18 protein-coding genes are annotated in these 18,176 nt (G+C 68.4%); 7 read left to right on the top strand and 11 right to left on the bottom strand.

Going from position 1 to position 18,176, the window contains the following annotated elements; all coding sequences use genetic code 11:
• Positions 1 to 5: 5 nt before the first annotated feature.
• The 10 genes from NWFMUON74_RS31655 to NWFMUON74_RS31610 form a co-directional block, all read right to left on the bottom strand.
• Positions 6 to 1,196, bottom strand: coding sequence for an MCE family protein (locus NWFMUON74_RS31655; protein ID WP_187685372.1), 1,191 nt, complete (start codon positions 1,194 to 1,196; stop codon positions 6 to 8).
• Entirely contained in the window at positions 1,193 to 2,557 is a 1,365-nt protein-coding gene (locus NWFMUON74_RS31650) for an MCE family protein (RefSeq protein WP_342452776.1), read from the bottom strand. Before NWFMUON74_RS31650 ends, NWFMUON74_RS31655 begins: the two co-directional genes overlap by 4 nt.
• A complete protein-coding gene (locus tag NWFMUON74_RS31645; protein WP_187685371.1) occupies positions 2,554 to 3,660 on the bottom strand; it encodes an MCE family protein in 1,107 nt (368 codons plus the stop codon). Before NWFMUON74_RS31645 ends, NWFMUON74_RS31650 begins: the two co-directional genes overlap by 4 nt.
• Positions 3,657 to 4,676 (bottom strand): MlaD family protein, encoded by a 1,020-nt coding sequence (locus tag NWFMUON74_RS31640; RefSeq protein ID WP_187685370.1) that lies wholly within the window; start codon positions 4,674 to 4,676, stop codon positions 3,657 to 3,659. The genes NWFMUON74_RS31645 and NWFMUON74_RS31640 overlap by 4 nt, the downstream gene beginning before the upstream one ends.
• Entirely contained in the window at positions 4,676 to 5,698 is a 1,023-nt protein-coding gene (locus NWFMUON74_RS31635) for an MlaD family protein (RefSeq protein WP_187685369.1), read from the bottom strand. The genes NWFMUON74_RS31640 and NWFMUON74_RS31635 overlap by 1 nt, the downstream gene beginning before the upstream one ends.
• Positions 5,695 to 7,290, bottom strand: a complete 1,596-nt coding sequence (locus tag NWFMUON74_RS31630; RefSeq protein ID WP_187685368.1) for an MlaD family protein — start codon at positions 7,288 to 7,290, stop codon at positions 5,695 to 5,697. The genes NWFMUON74_RS31635 and NWFMUON74_RS31630 overlap by 4 nt, the downstream gene beginning before the upstream one ends.
• Before the next feature lie 9 nt (positions 7,291 to 7,299).
• Positions 7,300 to 8,163 (bottom strand): ABC transporter permease, encoded by an 864-nt coding sequence (locus tag NWFMUON74_RS31625; protein WP_187689540.1) that lies wholly within the window; start codon positions 8,161 to 8,163, stop codon positions 7,300 to 7,302.
• Positions 8,164 to 8,167: 4 nt separating this feature from the next.
• Positions 8,168 to 9,019: an MlaE family ABC transporter permease gene (locus tag NWFMUON74_RS31620; protein WP_187689539.1), complete on the bottom strand. Its 852-nt coding sequence runs from the start codon at positions 9,017 to 9,019 to the stop codon at positions 8,168 to 8,170.
• Between the two features lie 69 nt (positions 9,020 to 9,088).
• Entirely contained in the window at positions 9,089 to 9,277 is a 189-nt protein-coding gene (locus NWFMUON74_RS31615) for a hypothetical protein (RefSeq protein WP_187685367.1), read from the bottom strand.
• The gene (locus tag NWFMUON74_RS31610; RefSeq protein ID WP_187685366.1) at positions 9,277 to 9,501 is read right to left on the bottom strand and encodes a hypothetical protein; all 225 of its coding nucleotides are present in this window, start codon (positions 9,499 to 9,501) and stop codon (positions 9,277 to 9,279) included. Before NWFMUON74_RS31610 ends, NWFMUON74_RS31615 begins: the two co-directional genes overlap by 1 nt.
• A gap of 282 nt (positions 9,502 to 9,783) precedes the next feature.
• Here NWFMUON74_RS31610 and NWFMUON74_RS31605 point away from each other — a divergent pair, with 282 nt between their 5' ends.
• Both NWFMUON74_RS31605 and NWFMUON74_RS31600 read left to right on the top strand, forming a co-directional pair.
• Positions 9,784 to 10,677: an oxygenase MpaB family protein gene (locus NWFMUON74_RS31605; protein ID WP_187685365.1), complete on the top strand. Its 894-nt coding sequence runs from the start codon at positions 9,784 to 9,786 to the stop codon at positions 10,675 to 10,677.
• Between the two features lie 257 nt (positions 10,678 to 10,934).
• Positions 10,935 to 11,375: an SRPBCC family protein gene (locus NWFMUON74_RS31600; RefSeq protein ID WP_187685364.1), complete on the top strand. Its 441-nt coding sequence runs from the start codon at positions 10,935 to 10,937 to the stop codon at positions 11,373 to 11,375.
• 19 nt (positions 11,376 to 11,394) lie between these two features.
• On the opposite strand, the gene NWFMUON74_RS31595 is transcribed toward NWFMUON74_RS31600, so the two are convergent.
• The gene (locus NWFMUON74_RS31595) at positions 11,395 to 11,988 is read right to left on the bottom strand and encodes an SACE_7040 family transcriptional regulator (RefSeq protein WP_187685363.1); all 594 of its coding nucleotides are present in this window, start codon (positions 11,986 to 11,988) and stop codon (positions 11,395 to 11,397) included.
• A 94-nt stretch (positions 11,989 to 12,082) separates the two neighbouring features.
• On the opposite strand from NWFMUON74_RS31595, the gene NWFMUON74_RS31590 reads away from it, so the two are divergent.
• The 5 genes from NWFMUON74_RS31590 to NWFMUON74_RS31570 are packed head-to-tail and all read left to right on the top strand — an operon-like array spanning position 12,083 to position 18,175.
• A complete protein-coding gene (locus NWFMUON74_RS31590; protein WP_187685362.1) occupies positions 12,083 to 13,672 on the top strand; it encodes a carboxyl transferase domain-containing protein in 1,590 nt (529 codons plus the stop codon).
• Positions 13,673 to 13,677: 5 nt separating this feature from the next.
• Positions 13,678 to 15,708, top strand: coding sequence for an acetyl/propionyl/methylcrotonyl-CoA carboxylase subunit alpha (locus NWFMUON74_RS31585; RefSeq protein ID WP_187685361.1), 2,031 nt, complete (start codon positions 13,678 to 13,680; stop codon positions 15,706 to 15,708).
• Positions 15,705 to 16,865 carry an acyl-CoA dehydrogenase family protein gene (locus NWFMUON74_RS31580; protein ID WP_187685360.1) on the top strand — a complete coding sequence of 387 codons (1,161 nt, stop codon included), beginning with the start codon at positions 15,705 to 15,707 and terminating at the stop codon, positions 16,863 to 16,865. The genes NWFMUON74_RS31585 and NWFMUON74_RS31580 overlap by 4 nt, the downstream gene beginning before the upstream one ends.
• A complete protein-coding gene (locus NWFMUON74_RS31575; protein ID WP_187685359.1) occupies positions 16,862 to 17,344 on the top strand; it encodes a MaoC family dehydratase in 483 nt (160 codons plus the stop codon). Before NWFMUON74_RS31580 ends, NWFMUON74_RS31575 begins: the two co-directional genes overlap by 4 nt.
• A gap of 18 nt (positions 17,345 to 17,362) precedes the next feature.
• Positions 17,363 to 18,175 carry an HpcH/HpaI aldolase/citrate lyase family protein gene (locus NWFMUON74_RS31570; RefSeq protein WP_187685358.1) on the top strand — a complete coding sequence of 271 codons (813 nt, stop codon included), beginning with the start codon at positions 17,363 to 17,365 and terminating at the stop codon, positions 18,173 to 18,175.
• The last annotated feature ends 1 nt before the right edge of the window (position 18,176 follow it).

The following is an 18,176-nucleotide window of genomic DNA, read 5'->3' as shown; positions in this document are numbered from 1 at the left end:
TCCTCCTAATTGCCAGAGGGCATGCCGGGTACCGGGCGGGACAGTTCGTTGCCGGTGACACCCGGCGGCGGCCCGGATCCGTTGTCGGGCACGGCGGGTCGGGGCGCATTGGCCGAGCCGCGGACCTGCAGGGCCGGGTCCTTGGTGACGCAGTAGTTGTACAGCCGGACCCGGGTGTCGGTGACCGCCTCGGAGGCCGCCACCGGGATGGTGTCGTACTCGCAGGTCGGGCGCGGGTAGAAGTCGGCCAGGGTGTGGTACGCGCCGTCGTGGGCGGGCACCCCGAGGGCCTGAATGCCTTGCCGCAGTGAGGGGAACAGCGCCTCGATCGCGGGCTGGCGCAACTTCGCGGCCTTGGTGATGGCGACGAAGTTGGTGACCAGATCGGTCATCGGATCCTGGTTCGCCGCCACCACCTCGCCGAGCGTGGTCAGCTGGCCCGGACCCTGGTCGAGGAACCGGCGCACCTCCGCGTCGGCCGCGGTGGCCTGCTGGAACAGCGTACTTCCCGCGGCGGTGACGGTGCTCAGGTCGGGCTGGGCGTGCGAGGTGGTCTCGGCGATCACCTCGAGGTTCTCGATCAGCTGCCGGGTCTGCGGCAGCAGGTCGGTGAGTCCCGCCATGGCCCGGCTGATGCCGGAGATCATGTTGCGCAACCGATCCGGTCCGCCCGCCAGCGCCTTGTCGAGTTCGTCGACGATGACGGTGAGGCGGTCGGGGTTCATGCCGCCGATGAATCCGCTGAGGTCGGCGAGCACGTTCTGCACCGGGATCGGCACGCTGGTGCGGGACCGGTCCACGATCGCGCCCTCGGACAGGAAGGGCCCGGTGTCGGAGTCGGGGCGGAAATCCAGGTACTGCTCGCCCGCGGCGGACAGCCGCCCGACGTGCACCACGCCACCGACGGGAATCCGTGCGCTGTCCTCGATCTCGGCGACGGCCGCGATGCCGTCACCGGAGACGCGCAGGTCCGTCACCGAGCCGACCCGGGTGCCACGGAAGGTCACGTCGTTGCCCACCAGCAGGCCGCCGGAGGTCGGCAGCTCCACGGTCACCCGGAAGGTGTGCGGCACCGGATCGAAGCGCAGCACATACCGCGCCAGATAACCGCACCCCACGATCAGCACGACCACCAGCCCGAGATTCGCCAGGGCGACACGCCGCCCGACGATCCAGTTCCACAGGGGAATATTCACCGCACACCACCCGGCTCGCCTTGCGCTCCGCTGTCCGGTGTTCCACCGCTTGCCTGCGGCTCGCCCGGTTGTGCCCTGTCCGGTGTTCCACCGCTTGCCTGCGGCTCGCCCGGTTGTGCCCTGTCCGGTGTTCCACCGCTTGCCTCCGGTCCGCCCGGTTGTGCCCTGTCCGGTGTTCCAAGGCTTGCCTCCGGTCCGCCCGGTCGTGCGCCGTCCGGTGTTTCACCGCTTGCCTCCGGTCCGCCGGGTTGCGCTGGGTCAGGGGGTACCGGGCGTGGCGGACTGATGACTCGTCCGAACACCTTCTCGAATATCTGGGCCAGGCTGCCGACGAAGGCGCCCACGTCGCCGACCTCCGGGAACCGGCTGCCCTTCGGATCGGTGAGGGCGCCGACGCTCAGGTACGACACGGTGGCCATGATCGCCAGGCCGGGACCGCGCAGGCTGGCCATCACCCCGGGATACATGTCGTGCAGATTGCTCAGCGCCTGCGTCAGGTTGTCGCCCATATCGGTGAAGCCCGACATCAGTTTCTGAATGCTGTCGAACAGGCTGAGGAACTGCGGACCGGTGGTGTCGGTGAAATCGCCGAGCGCCGCCATGGTCGTCGACACCTTGGTGGTCAGGTCCACGATGCGCTGATTGTTCTCGTTCACCAGCCCGAGCAGCTGCGGGAAAGTGTCGGCCGCGGCACCCAATTCCGCCTTGCGCCTGGACAATTCGCCGGCCAGTGTATTCAATCCCTGCAGGGTCGCGTCGATGTCACCGGTCCGCTGATTGAGCGCGTCGATCACCGAGGTCATCTCGGTCAGCAGATGCGACAGCTGCGGCCCGCGCCCGGCGAACATGGAATCCATTTGCGAGGTGATCTGCGCGGCCTGGTTGATGCCACCGCCGTTGATGAGCATCGAGACCGACATCATCAGCTGTTCCACCGAGGCGGCGGTGCCGGTGTGGTCGGTGCCGATGGTGTCGCCGTCGCGCAGCGGCGCGCCGGCCTGCTGCGCGGTGGGCAGCGTCATCGCCACGAACATGTCGCCGAGCGGCGTGCCCTGGCGCAGCTCGGCGGTGGTCCCCTGCGGCAGCGAGATATCCGCGCGGATCAGTATTTCCACGTCGGCGATGAAATTCGTCGTCTCGATCTTGGTGACGGTGCCGACGTCGGTGCCGCCGATGCGGACGTGCGCGTGGTCGGGCAGGTTGAGCGCGTCGCGGAAGGCGGCGTGCACGGTGTACCCCGGTGCGCCGATGCCAGGTTTGGGCATCGGCAGGTTCTCCACCGTCACCGCGCAACCGGCGGTCCCGAGCGTCACGACCGCGCACAGCGCCGTGAAAGCCGTTCTGCGAGAGGCGTTCATCATTTCCCGCTCACCCCGAGCAGTGCGGCGGTGAGACCGAAATCCGGCCCCAGGTCGGCGATCCGCCCGGTGCGGCAGCCGTCGAGGCGCATCATGACGCGTTCACAGAACGTCGACAGGGCCTCGCCGTCCAGCACCGACTTGTCGAGCAGGCCGTGCAGGCGCAGCGCCTGGTGCTCGTAGCTGGTGGCGTTGGCCAGGTTCTGGAACATCAGCGGTCCGACGTCGACGATCTCGGTGAGATTGCGGGCGTTGGCGCGCATCTGATTGCTGATCTCCACGAACCGTGTCAGCGCACCGGCCAGCTGGTCCTTGTTCTGGCCGACCACCGTGGCGGTGTTGGTGACGAAGTCGTTGAGCTGCGTCAATACCGCCTGCAGGCCGGGCGCCTGCTCACCCATCAGGGTCACCAGTTCGGTGAGCCGTCCGCTGAAGTCGCGGACGGTCTGGTCGTTGCCCGCGATGACCTGGGTGATGTCGTTGAGTTTGACGATAGTGTTGGAAATCTGGTCCTTGTTGGCGAAGGTGGTCTCGAACGCCGCCGACAGCGCGTCGAGGGTCTCCCGCAGCTTGTCGCCGTTGCCGTCGAGCAGCGGGAAGAGTACCCGGCTGGCCATCGGGCCGGTCTGGCTGTCGCCCTTCAGCGTCGCGCCGATCTGATCGAAGGTCTCCAGGATCCGGTCGAGTTCCACCGGGGTTCTGGTGCGCGGCAACGGGATATGGGTGTTGTCGGTCATGACGGGCCCGGTGCCGTCGTAGGCGGGCGCCAGTTCGATGTGCCGGTTGGTGATCAGCTGCGGATTCACCAGCGCCGCCACGGCATCGGCGGGCACCCGCACACCCTTGTCGAGCAGCATCGTCACCTGCACGTAGCTGCCCTTGGCTTCGATCGACTCGACCTGTCCGACGGGCACGCCCAGCACGTCCACCTCGTTACCGGTGTAGAGCCCGGCGACGTTCTCGAAATCGGCGCTGATGCGCAGATGTTCACCGAGATACTGATTCGACATCGAGCCCAGCGACCCCGGTAGCAGCGAACACCCGGACCCGACCGTCGCGACCAGGCAGACCGCGGCGAGTTGCGCGATCGTGCGAAACTTTCTCATTTGCACCCCTGTACGACCTGCGCGAAGCAGATCCAGTTGTCCGGGAACAGCCCCCACGGGACGTAGACCTCGCCGTAGGGACCGTTGCCCAGGACGTTGTTGAACTGCCGCAGCGTCACCGGCATGATCTCGTAGAGCCGATCGAGGTTTTCCTTGTTCTTCGTCAGCCCCTCCGACATGGTGTTCAGGTCGGCGATCATCGGACCGAGCTGACCGTTGTTCTGCAAACCCATGTCCTGCAACAGCTTCGACAGCGCGGCCACATTGTCGAGCAGTTGCCGCAGCAGCTCCTGGCGCTTCTGCACCGCCGTGCCGATGGCCTCGCCGCGGGTCAGCAGCATCAGCACGCTGTTCTGGTTGTCCGACACCAGCTGCGAGACCTGGTCCATGCCCTTCAGGAGCGTGTCCACCTCGTCGCGTCGCTCGTTGACGACCTTCGCCAGGGCGCCGATGCTGTCGAGTGCCTGCACCGCCAGCTGCGGGGAGTCGCCCATCTGCGCGTTCATCGTGTCCAGCGCCCGGCGCAGTTGCTGTGGATCGATGCGCGCCACGCGCTCGAACGACTGTTTGTACTCCCGGTCCTGGACGACCTTGCCCAGGTTGTACGGGACGTCGGTGTGGTCGAGCCGAATCCGGTTGTCCGGCAGACCTTTTCCGTTGCCCGGCACCAGATCGACGTGTACCCGGCCGAGGATGGTGGAGATCTTGATCGCCGCGCGCGCGTCCGGGCCCAGCCGCAGATCCCGGCGGACCTTCAGGTCCGCGACGACCTTCGCGCCGTCGAGCCGGACCGCGCGGACCGCGCCGACCTCGATACCGGACACGTCCACGGTCGCCCCGGCCCGCAGCCCGGCGGCCTGGGCGAATTCGGCCCGGATGGTGGTGTCGCCCGGCCGGGCCTGGGTGAGCAGGCTGGAGCCGACGAGCAGTACCAGCACCGTTGCCGACGCGAGCAGGCCCAGCCGCAGGTAGCGGTTGCGGAGAAAACCCGGGAGCCGGCGAGACGATAGCGCCATCAGCGGCACACCTCCGTATGCGAATTGCCGCCGACCTGCGAGAACAGGCCCGGGGGCAGCAGGATTCCCCACAGCGAAACGTCCAGGTTGCAGAAGTAGGCGTTGCCGTAGGTGCCGTAACCGGAGAACTGCGCGACCCGGTTGAGCAGATCGGGCAGCTCGACCGCCGACTTGTCCAGCGACGCCCCGTTGAGCAGCAGCAGCGCAATGCCGGTGGTGGCCCTGTCCTGTGCCAGCGCGACCCCGGGCTGCACCTGCGCGACCAGCCGGACCAGCGAGTCGGTGGAGGTCGCGACCTGATCGACCGACGACTTCAGCGCCTCGCCCTGCGCGTACAGGCCGTCCATCAGCGAATGCGTCTGGGTGATCAGGGTTTCCAGCTCGCCGCTGCGATTGGCCAGGCCGGAGATCACGCTGCTGAGATTGCCCACCACGTCACCGAGGATCCGGTCGCGCTGGCCGAAGGTGGTGGCCAGCTGGGCGGCCTGGGTGATCAGCTGCGCCAGCGATACCTGATTGCCCTGCAACGCCTGGACCAGCGTTTCCGACAGCGAGTTCACCTGGTCGGGCTGGAGCACGTCGAACAGCGGCTCGAAACCGGACAGCAGCGCCGAGACGTCGAACGACGGTTCGGTGTGCTCGATCGGGATCTCCCCGTCCGGCCGCAGCGGCTCGCCCTGGTCCTTGCCCGGACCGAGCGCGATGTAGCGCTGCCCGATCAGGTTCTGGTAGCGGACCATCGCCTTAGTGGTGGTGGTCAGATGCTGGCGGGCCTCGATGCGGAAATCCACCCGGGCCCGGTAGCCGTCGGCGAAGTCGATCTTGTCGACCCGGCCTACCCGCACGCCCGCGGCCCGCACGTCGTCGCCCACCCGCAGCCCGAGTACGTCGGAGAACACCGCCGAATAGCGGTGCGTGTCCCCGGCCACCGACCGCTGCAGCGTGGAGTAGATGGTGTAGGTCAGCCCGATCGCGATCACCGCGAAGAGACTGAAACCGGCCAGTGCCCTTCTGGAACTCACTGTGCCGCACCGCCTTCCGAAACGGTCGTGACGGTCACAGAGCCACCCGCGAGCACCGGCCCGAGCAACAACAACTGAGCCATGTCGGGCCGCGCCCCGACCACGGCCGCCACAGCGGCGGGCCCCCGCAGCGCCCTCGGCGCGCCCGGTCGGCCGGCGGATGTCGCCGCATCGGGTTGAATATCTTGTGCTGAAGGGAGATTCGAGGGCGAAGTGTATGACCGGCCATCCGGCGCCGAAGCGTCATGCCGACTGCCCGGCGGGCGGAGCCGGCTCGTGACCGGAGTGGCGGGCCGACTGCCGGCTGCCGGGATGTCGGGCCGAATGCTCGGCGGCGCAACCGGATTCGCCGCCGGGGCGGTGAGTCCCGGGAGGGATGGCAAGCCGGGCATCGGCGGCAGTCCTGGAATGGTCGGCAGCCCCGGGATGCCGGGCAGCGGTGGTGTCGCGGGTGTCGGCTGCGGTCCCGCCGCATCGAGCCACCGGGGCTGCATCAGCGGGGGTAATTGTGGTGGGGGAGCGACCGCGGGCACGCTCGGACCGCCGCAGCGAGGGCCGTACAGGTCGCCGTAGTGCGGGCAGTCCTCCGCCGTGTACTGCTGGAACGGGGTGAACGTGGCGTCCATGGCCCACACCATCTGCCGCTTCGGACCCCAGCGGAACACCGTCTTCAGCCGCTGCAGTGCGGTGTTCAGGTTGGCGGCCGCGAACGGGATGGCCTCCGGATCGCGGGCCAGCCCGCCGAACAGGTCGTCGAGCCCGCCGACGAGGAATTTGCCGGCATCCGGGTTGCGGGCGAACAGCGTGTTCACCGAGTCCACGGTGGTACCCGCGTTGGTCAGCAGCGCGACGAGCTGGGAGCGTCGCTCGGCGAGCGTGCGGGCGGTGGTCACCGAATCCGACAGCACGCCCACCAGTTCGGGGGCGGACTGGCTCAGCGCCGTCGCGGCCCGGCCCAGATCACCCAGCAGCGCACCGATCTGCGGAATCTCGTGCACCTGGGTGACCCAGGTGTCCAGCCGCTCGATGGTCGAGCCGGGCACCCGGGCGCCGGGTTCCAGCGCCGCCGACAGCGTGGCGAGCACGCGGCCGAGCTTCTCGGGCTGAATGTTGTTCAGCACGTTGCGCAGTACGTTGAGCGTGGTCTGGAGCTGGACGGTCGCCTCGCCGGTGTCCTCGGGGATGACCGCACCCGAGCGCAGCGTCGCACTCGCCGCGCCGTTGTCGACCAGTTCGATCGCGGTGACGCCGAACAGGTTGTTCGGGATCACCCGTGCCGTGACGTTGGCCGGAATGGTCTCCGCGATACCGGGTTTCAGCGCGATGTCGGCACGCTGCCGTTCCCCCTTCGCGACCATCTCGACGGCGTCGACGGTGCCCACCACCATGCCGCGGAACTTGACGTCGGCCCGTGCGGGCAGGCCGTCGCCGGTGCTGGTCAGCACGGCGCCGACCGGCACCTTGTCGGTGAACTCGCCGGTATAGCGCAGCGCCAGCAGATACAGCAGCGCCGCGAAGACGAGCAGCACGGCCAGCCCCGCCACGGTGAGCTGGCGCGCGGTGGCGCCGCGGCCACTGGGATCGAGTATCACGAACGCCCCCTAACCCGAGATCCGGAAACCGGGGTCGATGCCCCAAATAGCCAGTGTCATGAAGAGATTGGCGAACACCATCACGACGATCACCATCTTGATGGCGCGCCCGGCGGCCGTACCCACGCCCTCCGGGCCGCCGGTCGCGACGTAGCCGTAGTAGCACTGGATGAAGGTGGCCAGCAGCGTGAACACCACGACCTTGAGCACCGAATAGAACACGTCCGGCCCCAGCAGGAACTGGAAGAAGTAGTGGTCGTAGGTGCCGGCGGTGGTGCCGCCGAGGAACAGCACGGTCACCTTGGTCATCAGGTAGGCCGCGGCCAGGCCGACGGTGTACAGCGGCACGATCGTCACCGTGGCGGCGAACATCCGGGTGCTGACCAGGTAGGGCAGCGGCCGGATCGCGCACGATTCCAGCGCGTCGATCTCCTCGGAAATGCGCATCGAGCCCAGCTGCGCGGTGAACCGGCACCCCGCCTGAATGGCGAACGCCAGCGTGGCGAGGATCGGGCCCAGCTCGCGGGTGGTGGCGAAGCCGGAGATCGCGCCGGTGAGCGGGCTCATGGTGAGCAGGTTCAGCGCCGTGAACGACTCCATCCCGACGATGATCCCGCCGAAGCTGCACAGCACCAGCACCACGCCGACAGTGCCGCCGCCGACGATCAGCGACCCGTTCCCCCAGCTGACGTCGGCGATCAGCCGAGCCACCTCTTTGCGATAATGCTTCAGCACGAACGGAATCGCGCCGAGCGCCTGGAAGAACGTGAGCGCCTGGTGACCGAGCCGCTGGTTGGCCCGCACCGGAATCTTCGCCGCCTGGCCTACGGCGCGCAGCGGCCGCGCCGCGGGCGGGGTGTAGGAACTGGCCACCACCTCACACCACCTTCGCCGGGAAGAACGTATTGGCCAGCTGAGTGAGAATGATGTTGGTGGCGAACAACATCAGGGCCGAGGTGACCACCGCGGAGTTGACCGAATCGGCCACTCCGGCGGGCCCGCCCCGGGTGTGCAGGCCCACGTCGCAGGCGATGACCGCGGTCAGCACGCCGAAGATCGCGGCCTTGGCCAGCGCTATCAGCAGATCGGTGGCGACGGCGAAGGAGGCGAACGAGCCGATGAACGAGCCCGGCGTCCCCGACTGCGCGTACACGTTGAACATGTAGGCGGTCGCGAAGCCGACGAACACCACGAATCCGCACAGCAGCATGCTCACCAGCACGGCCGCGGCCAGGCGGGGCGCCACCAGCCGCCGCACCGGGTCGACGCCCATCACCATCATCGCGTCGATCTCCTCGCGGATGGTGCGCGACCCGAGGTCGGCGGTGATCGCCGAGCCGACCGCGCCCGCGATCATCAAGGCCGACACCAGCGGTGCGCCCTGGCGGATGATGCCCAGCCCGGCCACCGCGCCGATGAACGTCGTCGCGCCCACCTGATCGACGAGGGCGCCGACCTGAATCGACACCACGACCGCGATGGGAATCGCGACGAACACCGTCGGCGCGGCGGATACATTCGCCATGAAGGCGCACTGCCGGATGAACTCCTGATACGGAAACCTGCGCCGCACCAGCGCGATCAGCAGTTGCGCGAAGGCGTCGCGCCCGAGCACGACCTGCCGTCCGAGGGTCTCCAGGGACCGTTGCGGATGTCGTTGCCACAGGCCGGTCGCGATCCCGGTGATCCGCCGCAGTTCGCCCGCGTCGTGTTCCTGCCAGGGTTCCACCGGTCGCCGTTGTTCGGGGGGCCGAGTCGTCGTCACCGGCACCGATCCTTTCTTCGCATCGCCGCCCGCTCAAGCCGACGTGGTGAGCCAGTGCTGCAGCAGCACCAGCAGTCCGCCCAGGACCGCGGTACCGGCCGCGAACACGGACAGCACGGCGACCCAGAGGCCCACGCGCAGAACGGGATTCACGTCCGTCCGGCCACCGAGAACCTTGATGCCGAGCACCAGGATGTCGATGATCCATACCAGCGCCATCATCAGGTCATGCACACATTCGAGAAGGTGAGTACCGGCCAGCACACGATTGATCCCAGGAACGAGATCACGACATCGATGCCGTGCAGTTCCTTCAGATGCGAGGTGTGCGTGAGGGTCCAGACGACTCCGACGGTCCCGTACGGGATGGCGAGGATGATCAGCGTGCCGAGAAACTCCGAGACCTTCATCTCGTAGCTGAGCAGCCGATCCAGGCGTTCGAGCATGGTGGCTTGGGTCCTTTCGCGTACCGGCGCCACCGCCCCCGTGCCGGGACAGCAGTGGCCGCGGCTGAGTATGTTACTGATGATTCTGGAAAATTGATACGTTTTCACGGAAACCGTGAAACATCTTCTGGTCAGGTACGCAGCCGGTGCAGGCGGCACCTTCCGCGTGCGCCCGTATTGCGTGAAGTAATCCGCTGTTCTTATTCAAACGGTTCACGTGGACGAGAATCGTCAGTAACATACCGAGTGTGCCGGATGGCCCGGCGGGAGGGAAGGACTTGTATGACCGCGGCAGCGCAGCTCTCGGTCCCGCTGACCACCGAGCGGACCCGCATCCCCATCCCGGCTGTCCACCGGCCGGAGACCAAGCGGCCACCGCGGCTACAGGACGCGCTCGACTTCTGGCAGTTCTCCGGCGCCGCGGCGAACGTGGCCATGCAGATGGCGCGGCCGGGAGTGGGGCACGGGGTCGCCGATTCCAGGGTGGAATCCGGTGCGCTGATGGTGCATCCGTGGAAGCGGCTGCGGACCACGGCGTCGTATCTGGCGGTGGCGATCCTGGGCAGCGACGCGGAGAAGAAGGCGTTCCGCGAGGCGGTCGACGTCGCGCACCGCCAGGTGCACTCCGAGCCGGGCGCGGCGGTGAAGTACAACGCCTTCGATCGCGACCTGCAGCTGTGGGTGGCGGCGTGCCTCTACGTCGGCTTCGAGGACTCCTACCAGCTGCTGCACGGGAAGATGAGCCCGGCGCAGGCCGAGGATTTCTACCGGACCTCCGCCACCCTCGGCACCACCCTGCAGGTGCGCGAGGACATGTGGCCACCCACCCGAGCGGCGTTCGACGACTACTGGAACGCGGCCTGCGCGCAGATCGTCATCGACGACAAGGTCCACGCCTACATCGATGACCTGCTGCATCTGCGGATGATCCACTGGTACCTGCGCATCCTCTTCGGCGGGCTGCTGCGGTTCCTCACCGCCGGCTACCTGCCGCCGTATTTCCGCGAGCAGATGGGCATCGAGTGGTCGGCGGCCGATCAGCGCCGGTTCGAGCATCTGTTCCTGTTCGTCGGCTTCGTCAATCGCTTCATTCCCAAGTTCATTCGCTTCTTCGGCACCAAGACGATGATGCGAGACGTGCGGCGGCGGCTGCGCAGGCAGCGGGCGCTGATCTGACCGAGTCCCGGCAGTGACGCGATCGCCGTCTGGGTCAGTTACGGTCGCGTCACGCGAGAAATGCTGTGGGAGTTGGCATCCGGAGCGAGCGTGTCCATAATGTCCGTATTGATCGGGCGTTGGTCACCATTCGGTACCCGTAGTGGTCACAGGGAGTATCGAAATCGCATCGGTTCGGACCGAGAATCTGGTTCTGCCCGGGATCCGAGCCGTAGGCTCTGCGAGTCCCACACCCCCACGGCCCGAACGGAGTACGGATGCGCGAGGTGCACCTGGAACGCACCATCCAGGCGCCGGTTGCCGACGTGTTCGACTGGCTCACCGATGCGACCAACTTCCAGCGCTCCCCCCTGGTGCGACGGGTCACCCTGGTGCGACCCGGAAATGTCGCCGAACACGGCGTCGGTGCGGTCCGGCTGGTGGTGACGCCGCTGCTGCGGCTGTCGGAGGAGATCGTCGAATACGATCCGCCCCGGCTGCTGCGGTATCGGATACTGAATTCGTTCCCGCCGTTGCGATCTCAGGATGGCGTGCTGCGGTTCGAGCCCGTCGAGGGCGGGACCCGGGTGCGGTGGGATGCCCAATTCGAAATCGCCGCACCGTTTTTCGGCGACATGTACACCGTCGGGCTGGCGCCGCTGGTGGTACTCGGCATTCGCTCGGTGCTGTCCACCGCCGAACGCGAACTGCGGCGCTGAGCGCGTCCCCGACCCGGATTCACGACAGCGCGGCCGTGGCCATCCGGCGCAGGATGGGCCGCGCCCGCGTGGCCAGCGCCGCGGAGGCGCTGTGCGGCGTCGAGTTGATCAGCCCGAACGTGGCGTGCGCCTGGACGCGGGCGGTGGGCTCGGGCAGCTCCGGATGCAATCGGCACAGCACGGAAACCCACAGTTCGACGTACTGACGCTGGGTGCGGCGCACCTGGCGGCGGGCCGCCTCGGGCAGATTCTCCAGATCGCGGTCCTGGATGCGGATCAGCTCCGGCTCGCCCAGGGCGAAATCGAGATGGAAGTCGATCAGCCGGGACAACGCCTCCGCGGGTGAATCGAACTGCGCGACAACGGCTCTGCCGCCCTCCAGCAATCGCTGGCTGACCCCCACCAGCAACTCCACCAGCAGAGCCTCCTTGCTGGGGAAGTGACGGTACACCGCCGGGCCGCTGATGCCGGCCGCCGCGCCCAGGTCGTCGAGCCGGACGCCGGGGAAGCCGCGGTCCGCGATCAGTCGCGCACCCGCGTCCAGCAACTGTTGCCGCCGCTGCGCCTTCAGTTGTTCACGGCGGGTAGGCGTGCTGGCATCACTGCTGGTCATCGTGCCTCCTGCCGCCGCGTATGGACATCTCGGTTAATGAAGGTTATCTTAAATTCCAGTTATTGGCGATTAACCAATCGGGCAGGATGGCGTGATGACGGTTACGCAGGACGGGGTGCGTACGGCCGAGGCCGGTAACCGCGCCGCGCATCTGGCGCTGGTGGGCGATCTGCGCGCGCGCCTGGCGGCGAGCGCGCTCGGCGGCCCGGCCAAGGCTCGCGAGCGGCACGTGGCCCGCGGCAAGCTGCTGCCGCGCGAGCGGGTGGACCGGCTGCTCGATCAGGGCAGTCCGTTCCTCGAGCTGTCGCCGCTGGCCGCTACGGGTATGTACGACGACGACTGCCCGGGCGCGGGCATCATCACGGGCATCGGCCGGGTGTCCGGCCGCGAGTGTGTGATCGTCGCCAACGACGCGACCGTCAAGGGCGGCACCTACTACCCGATGACGGTGAAGAAGCACCTGCGCGCCCAGGAGGTGGCGCTGCAGAACCGGCTGCCGTGCCTCTATCTGGTCGATTCCGGCGGCGCGTTCCTGCCCCGCCAGGACGAGGTGTTCCCGGATCGCGAGCATTTCGGCCGCATCTTCTACAACCAGGCGACCATGAGCGCCGCGGGCATCCCGCAGATCGCGGCCGTGCTCGGCTCCTGCACCGCGGGCGGGGCCTACGTCCCGGCGATGAGCGACGAGGCGGTGATCGTGCGCGACCAGGGCACGATCTTCCTCGGTGGCCCGCCGCTGGTGAAGGCCGCGACCGGCGAGGTCGTCACCGCGGAGGAGCTGGGCGGCGGCGAACTGCATTCACGCGTATCGGGCGTCACCGACCACCTCGCCGACAACGATCAGGACGCGCTGCGCATCGTGCGCCGGATCGTGAGCACCCTGGGGCCCAGGGCGCCCCGGCCGTGGGAGGTGGCGCCGCCGGTGGAACCCGTTGCGCCCCAAACCGATCTCTACGATGTGGTGCCGGTAGACCTGCGCACGCCCTACGACGTGCGCGAGGTGATTCTGCGGGTGGTCGACGGCGGCGAGTTCGGCGAGTTCAAGGCCGAGTACGGGCGCACGTTGGTCACCGGGTTCGCCCGCATCCACGGTCATCCGGTGGGCATCGTCGCCAACAACGGCGTGCTGTTCGGTGAATCCGCGGTCAAGGGGGCGCATTTCATCGAGCTGTGCGACAAGCGGTCCATCCCGCTGGTGTTCCTGCAGAACATCACGGGCTTCATGGTCGGGCGCGACTACGAGGCGGGCGGCATCGCCAAACACGGCGCGAAGATGGTGACCGCGGTCGCCTGCGCCCGGGTGCCGAAGCTGACGGTGGTGATCGGCGGCTCCTACGGCGCGGGCAACTACTCGATGTGCGGGCGGGCGTATTCGCCGCGCTTCCTGTGGATGTGGCCGAACGCGCGGATCTCGGTGATGGGCGGCGAGCAAGCCGCCTCGGTGCTGGCCACCGTCCGCGGCGACCAGCTCGGCGAGACCTGGAGCGCCGCGGACCAGGAGGCGTTCAAGGCGCCCATTCGCGAGCAGTACGAGCTGCAGGGCAATACGTACTACTCCACCGCGCGGTTGTGGGACGACGGCGTGATAGACCCGGCGGACACCAGAACCGTACTGGGCCTTGCCCTCTCGGTGTGCGCACAGGCGCCGCTCGAGCCCGTTTCCTACGGCGTGTTCCGGATGTGATGACGATGCTGAACAATTCGCCGGTTCCCTTCGACACCGTGCTGGTCGCCAATCGCGGCGAGATCGCCGTGCGGGTGATCCGGACCCTGCGCGCCATGGGAATCCGGTCGGTCGCGGTCTACAGCGACGCGGACGCCGCCGCCCGCCACGTGCACGAGGCCGACACCGCGGTGCGGCTGGGCCCCGCGCCCGCGCGCGAGAGCTACCTGAATATCGACCGGGTGGTCGACGCCGCCGTGCGCACGGGCGCGCAGGCGGTGCATCCCGGATACGGGTTCCTGTCGGAGAATTCGGCGTTCGCGGCGGCGCTGGCACGGGCGGGTCTCGTGTTCCTGGGCCCACCCGCCCGCGCGATCGAGATCATGGGTGACAAGATCGCGGCCAAGAACGCGGTCGCCGACTTCGGCGTGCCGGTGGTGCCCGGCATCGCCCGGCCGGGCCTGACCGACGCCGAATTGATCGATGCCGCAACCGATATCGGCTACCCGGTATTGGTGAAGCCCTCGGCCGGTGGTGGCGGGAAAGGTATGCGGCTGGTGCACGAGGCCGGGCACCTGCCCGAAGCGCTGCGCAGCGCCCGGCGCGAGGCCGCCGCGTCCTTCGGCGACGACACCCTGTTCCTGGAGCGGTTCGTCACCCGGCCCCGCCACATCGAGGTCCAGATTCTCGCCGACCGGTACGGCCAGGTGCTGCACCTCGGCGAACGGGAGTGCAGCCTGCAGCGTCGTCACCAGAAGGTGATCGAGGAGGCGCCCTCGCCGCTGCTCGACGCCGAGACCAGGGCCCGCATCGGCGCGGCCGCGTGCAATACCGCGCGCAGCGTCGACTACGTGGGCGCGGGCACGGTGGAGTTCATCGTGTCCGCCGATCGGCCCGACGAATTCTTCTTCATGGAGATGAACACCCGGCTCCAGGTCGAGCACCCGGTCACCGAGATGATCACCGGGGTCGATCTGGTCGAGTGCCAGGTGCGGGTGGCGGCGGGGCAGAAACTGGCGGTCGCGCAGGAGGACGTCCGGATGTCGGGCCACGCGATAGAAGCCCGCGTCTATGCCGAGGACCCGGGCCGCGACTTCCTGCCCACGGGCGGTACGGTGCTGGCCCTCGCGGAGCCGGAAGGCGCCGGGGTACGGGTGGATTCGGGCCTGCGGGTAGGGACCTCGGTCGGCAGCGATTACGACCCGATGCTGTCGAAGGTGATCGCCTACGCCCCCAACCGCGCCGAGGCGCTGGCCGGGCTCGACCGCGCGCTGGCCGACACGCTCGTGCTGGGCGTCCGGACCAACACCGACTTCCTGCGCTTCCTGCTCGCCGACGCGGACGTGCGCGCGGGCCGCCTGGACACCGGCCTGCTGGACCGGCGGGCGGCCGAGTTCCGGCCCGCGCCGGTCTCCGACGAGCAGTTCATCGCCGCGGCCGCACTGCACTGGCTGCGGAACTGGCCTACCACGCCCGGCGACCCGTGGGAACTGCCGACCGGCTGGCGGATCGGCGCGGCCGCACCGACCGCCGTCCGGCTGACCGGCGGCGACCGTACGGCGCACGTGTATCTGACCGGTGCACCGGACGCGGCCGAGGTTCGGGTGGAGGACGGCGAAACCCGTTCGCTCGCCGCCATTCTCGACGGCGATGTGCTCACCCTGACCCTCGACGGCGTGCGCCGCCGCGTCCGGGTGGCCGAACACGACGGCCAGCTGTGGGTGGCCGACTCCGGCGGCACGGCGATGCTGCGCGAGGTGGCCGAGGCCGATCCGCGAGCCGACACCGCGCAGGTGGGCGACGCCGAGATCCGCAGCCCGATGCCCGGCACGGTGATCGCGATCCCGGCCGCGGCGGGGGCGGTGGTGGCGGTGGGCGCGCCGGTCGTGGTCGTCGAGGCCATGAAGATGGAGCACACCCTCACCGCGCCGATCGCGGGAACCGTTGAGCTGCTGGTGGACTCGGGCCGCCAGGTCCAGGTGGACCAGGTGCTGGCCCGCATCGTCCCCGAGCGCACCGAATCGCAGACCGCAGAACCAGAGGAACACCGCGCATGACCGACTTCCTGTCCACCGGCACCCTCCCCGACGAATACCGGGACCTCGCCCTGACCGTCCGGGAGTTCGCGCAGCGCGTGGTCGCCCCGGTCGCCGCGAAACACGATGCGGAGCACAGCTTTCCGTACGAGGTCGTGTCCGGGATGGCCGAGATGGGCCTGTTCGGCCTGCCGTTCCCGGAGGAGTACGGCGGCATGGGTGGCGACTACTTCGCGCTGTGCCTGGCGCTGGAGGAACTCGGCAAGGTCGACCAGAGCGTGGCGATCACCCTGGAGGCCGGTGTCTCGCTGGGCGCCATGCCGATCTACCGCTTCGGCGACGACAAGCAGAAGCGGGAATGGTTGCCGCAGTTGACCTCCGGCCGTGCGCTGGCCGCCTTCGGGCTCACCGAGCCGGGCGCGGGCAGCGACGCCGGCGGCACTCGGACCACCGCCGTGCTCGACGGTGGCGACTGGATCATCAACGGCAGCAAGCAGTTCATCACCAACTCCGGCACCGACATCACCCGCCTGGTGACCGTGACCGCCGTGACCGGGGAGGCGGGCGGGCGCAAGGAGATCTCCACCATCCTGGTGCCGACCGGCACGCCGGGCTTCCTCGCCGAACCCGCCTACAACAAGGTCGGCTGGAACGCCTCGGACACCCATCCGCTCAGCTTCACCGATGTCCGTGTGCCGCAGGAGAATCTGCTCGGCGAGCGCGGCCGCGGCTATGCCAACTTCCTGCGCATCCTCGACGAGGGCCGCATCGCCATCGCGGCGCTCGCGGTCGGCGCGGCACAGGGCTGCGTGGACGAGAGCGTCCGCTACGCGCACGAGCGGGACGCGTTCGGGCAGGCGATCGGGCGCAACCAGGCCATCGCCTTCAAGATCGCGCGCATGGAGGCGCGGGCCCACGCCGCCCGCGCCGCCTACTACGACGCGGCCGCGCTGATGCTGGCGGGCAAACCGTTCAAGAAGCAGGCCGCGATCGCGAAACTCGTCGCCAGCGAAGCCGCGATGGACAACGCCCGCGACGCCACGCAGGTATTCGGCGGCTACGGCTTCATGAACGAATATGCTGTGGCCCGGCACTACCGCGACAGCAAGATTCTGGAAATCGGCGAGGGCACCACCGAGGTGCAGCTCATGCTGATCGGACGGGAGCTGGGATTGTGAGCGAGCAATTGCGCCGGGTGGTACAGCGCGGGCTGTGGTTCGAGGAATTCGACACCGACGTGCTGTACGAACACCGGCCCGGCCGCACCATCACCGAGGCCGACAACGTGCTGTTCACGGCGGTGACCATGAATACCCAGGCGCTGCATCTCGACGCGGCTTTCGCCGACGCGCAGCCGCCCTTCCATCAGCGGCTGGTGAATTCCATGTTCACGCTGTCCACCCTGGTCGGTTTGTCGATCACGCAACTGACCCAGGGCACCATCGTCGCGAATCTCGGTTTCTCCGACATCGCCTTCCCCAAGCCGCTGTTCCACGGCGACACCCTGTACGCGGAGACCGTGGTCATCGAGAAACGGGAATCGAAGAGCCGGCCGGGGGAGGGCATCGTGACCTTCGCGCACACCGGCCGCAATCAGCACGGTGACGTGGTGGCGACGGCGATCCGGAAGACCCTGGTCCGCAAGAAACCGGACTGAGCGAGCGGAGGCAGCAAGATGACGTGGGAGATGCCCGGACCGGCGTGGCTGTTCTGCCCGGCCGATCGTCCGGAACGCTACGAAAAGGCCGCGGCGGCAGCCGATGTGGTCATCGTGGACCTGGAAGACGCGGTGGCTCCGGCCGACAAGGCGGCGGCCCGGCAGGCCCTCGTCGACAACCCGCTGGATCCCGAGCGCACGGTGGTGCGGGTGAACGCGTACGGCACCGCCGAGCACTCCCGCGATCTGCAGGCCCTGGCCGGTACCCGCTACCGCCGTCTCATGCTGCCCAAATGCGAAGCGGTGGAACAGGTCGCGAGCCTGACCGAATGCGAGGTGATCGCGCTCGTGGAGTCGCCGATGGGCGCGCTGCGGGTCGGTGACGTCATGCACGTCGACAATGTGATCGGCGTGATGTGGGGCGCCGAGGACCTGCTGGCGGGGCTGGGCGGCAACGCCAGCCGGCACGCCGACAACAGCTACCGGGACGTGGCGCGGCACGTGCGCTCCAGCACGCTGCTCGCCGCGAAGGCGCACGGCAAGTTCGCCCTGGACGCGGTGTATCTCGACATTCGCGACTCGGACGGGCTGCGGGCGGAAGCCGACGATGCGGTGGCCGTGGGTTTCGACGCCAAGGTGGCCATCCACCCCGGTCAGGTCCCGGTGATCCGCGCCGCGTACGCGCCGTCGCCGGACGAATTGGCCTGGGCCCGGCGGCTGCTCGCCGAGGTGCCGAACAACCGCGGCGTTTTCGCGTTCGAGGGACGTATGGTGGACGGTCCGGTCGTCGTGCACGCCGAGCGCATCGTAGCTCGCGCCGGACGCACGTAGG

The organism is Nocardia wallacei, from assembly GCF_014466955.1.
Taxonomy (GTDB): domain Bacteria; phylum Actinomycetota; class Actinomycetes; order Mycobacteriales; family Mycobacteriaceae; genus Nocardia; species Nocardia wallacei.
This window is presented reverse-complemented; position numbering and strand designations above follow the sequence as displayed.

Excerpts from the sequence above, each read along its gene's own strand:
- NWFMUON74_RS31650 (WP_342452776.1), bottom strand. The coding sequence starts at position 2,557 with ATGATGAACGCCTCTCGCAGAACGGCTTTCACGGCGCTGTGCGCGGTC.
- NWFMUON74_RS31645 (WP_187685371.1), bottom strand. The coding sequence starts at position 3,660 with ATGAGAAAGTTTCGCACGATCGCGCAACTCGCCGCGGTCTGCCTGGTC.
- NWFMUON74_RS31640 (WP_187685370.1), bottom strand. The coding sequence starts at position 4,676 with ATGGCGCTATCGTCTCGCCGGCTCCCGGGTTTTCTCCGCAACCGCTAC.
- NWFMUON74_RS31615 (WP_187685367.1), bottom strand. The coding sequence starts at position 9,277 with ATGATGGCGCTGGTATGGATCATCGACATCCTGGTGCTCGGCATCAAG.
- NWFMUON74_RS31610 (WP_187685366.1), bottom strand. The coding sequence starts at position 9,501 with ATGCTCGAACGCCTGGATCGGCTGCTCAGCTACGAGATGAAGGTCTCG.
- NWFMUON74_RS31605 (WP_187685365.1), top strand. The coding sequence starts at position 9,784 with ATGACCGCGGCAGCGCAGCTCTCGGTCCCGCTGACCACCGAGCGGACC.
- NWFMUON74_RS31600 (WP_187685364.1), top strand. The coding sequence starts at position 10,935 with ATGCGCGAGGTGCACCTGGAACGCACCATCCAGGCGCCGGTTGCCGAC.
- NWFMUON74_RS31595 (WP_187685363.1), bottom strand. The coding sequence starts at position 11,988 with ATGACCAGCAGTGATGCCAGCACGCCTACCCGCCGTGAACAACTGAAG.
- NWFMUON74_RS31590 (WP_187685362.1), top strand. The coding sequence starts at position 12,083 with ATGACGGTTACGCAGGACGGGGTGCGTACGGCCGAGGCCGGTAACCGC.
- NWFMUON74_RS31585 (WP_187685361.1), top strand. The coding sequence starts at position 13,678 with ATGCTGAACAATTCGCCGGTTCCCTTCGACACCGTGCTGGTCGCCAAT.
- NWFMUON74_RS31580 (WP_187685360.1), top strand. The coding sequence starts at position 15,705 with ATGACCGACTTCCTGTCCACCGGCACCCTCCCCGACGAATACCGGGAC.
- NWFMUON74_RS31570 (WP_187685358.1), top strand. The coding sequence starts at position 17,363 with ATGACGTGGGAGATGCCCGGACCGGCGTGGCTGTTCTGCCCGGCCGAT.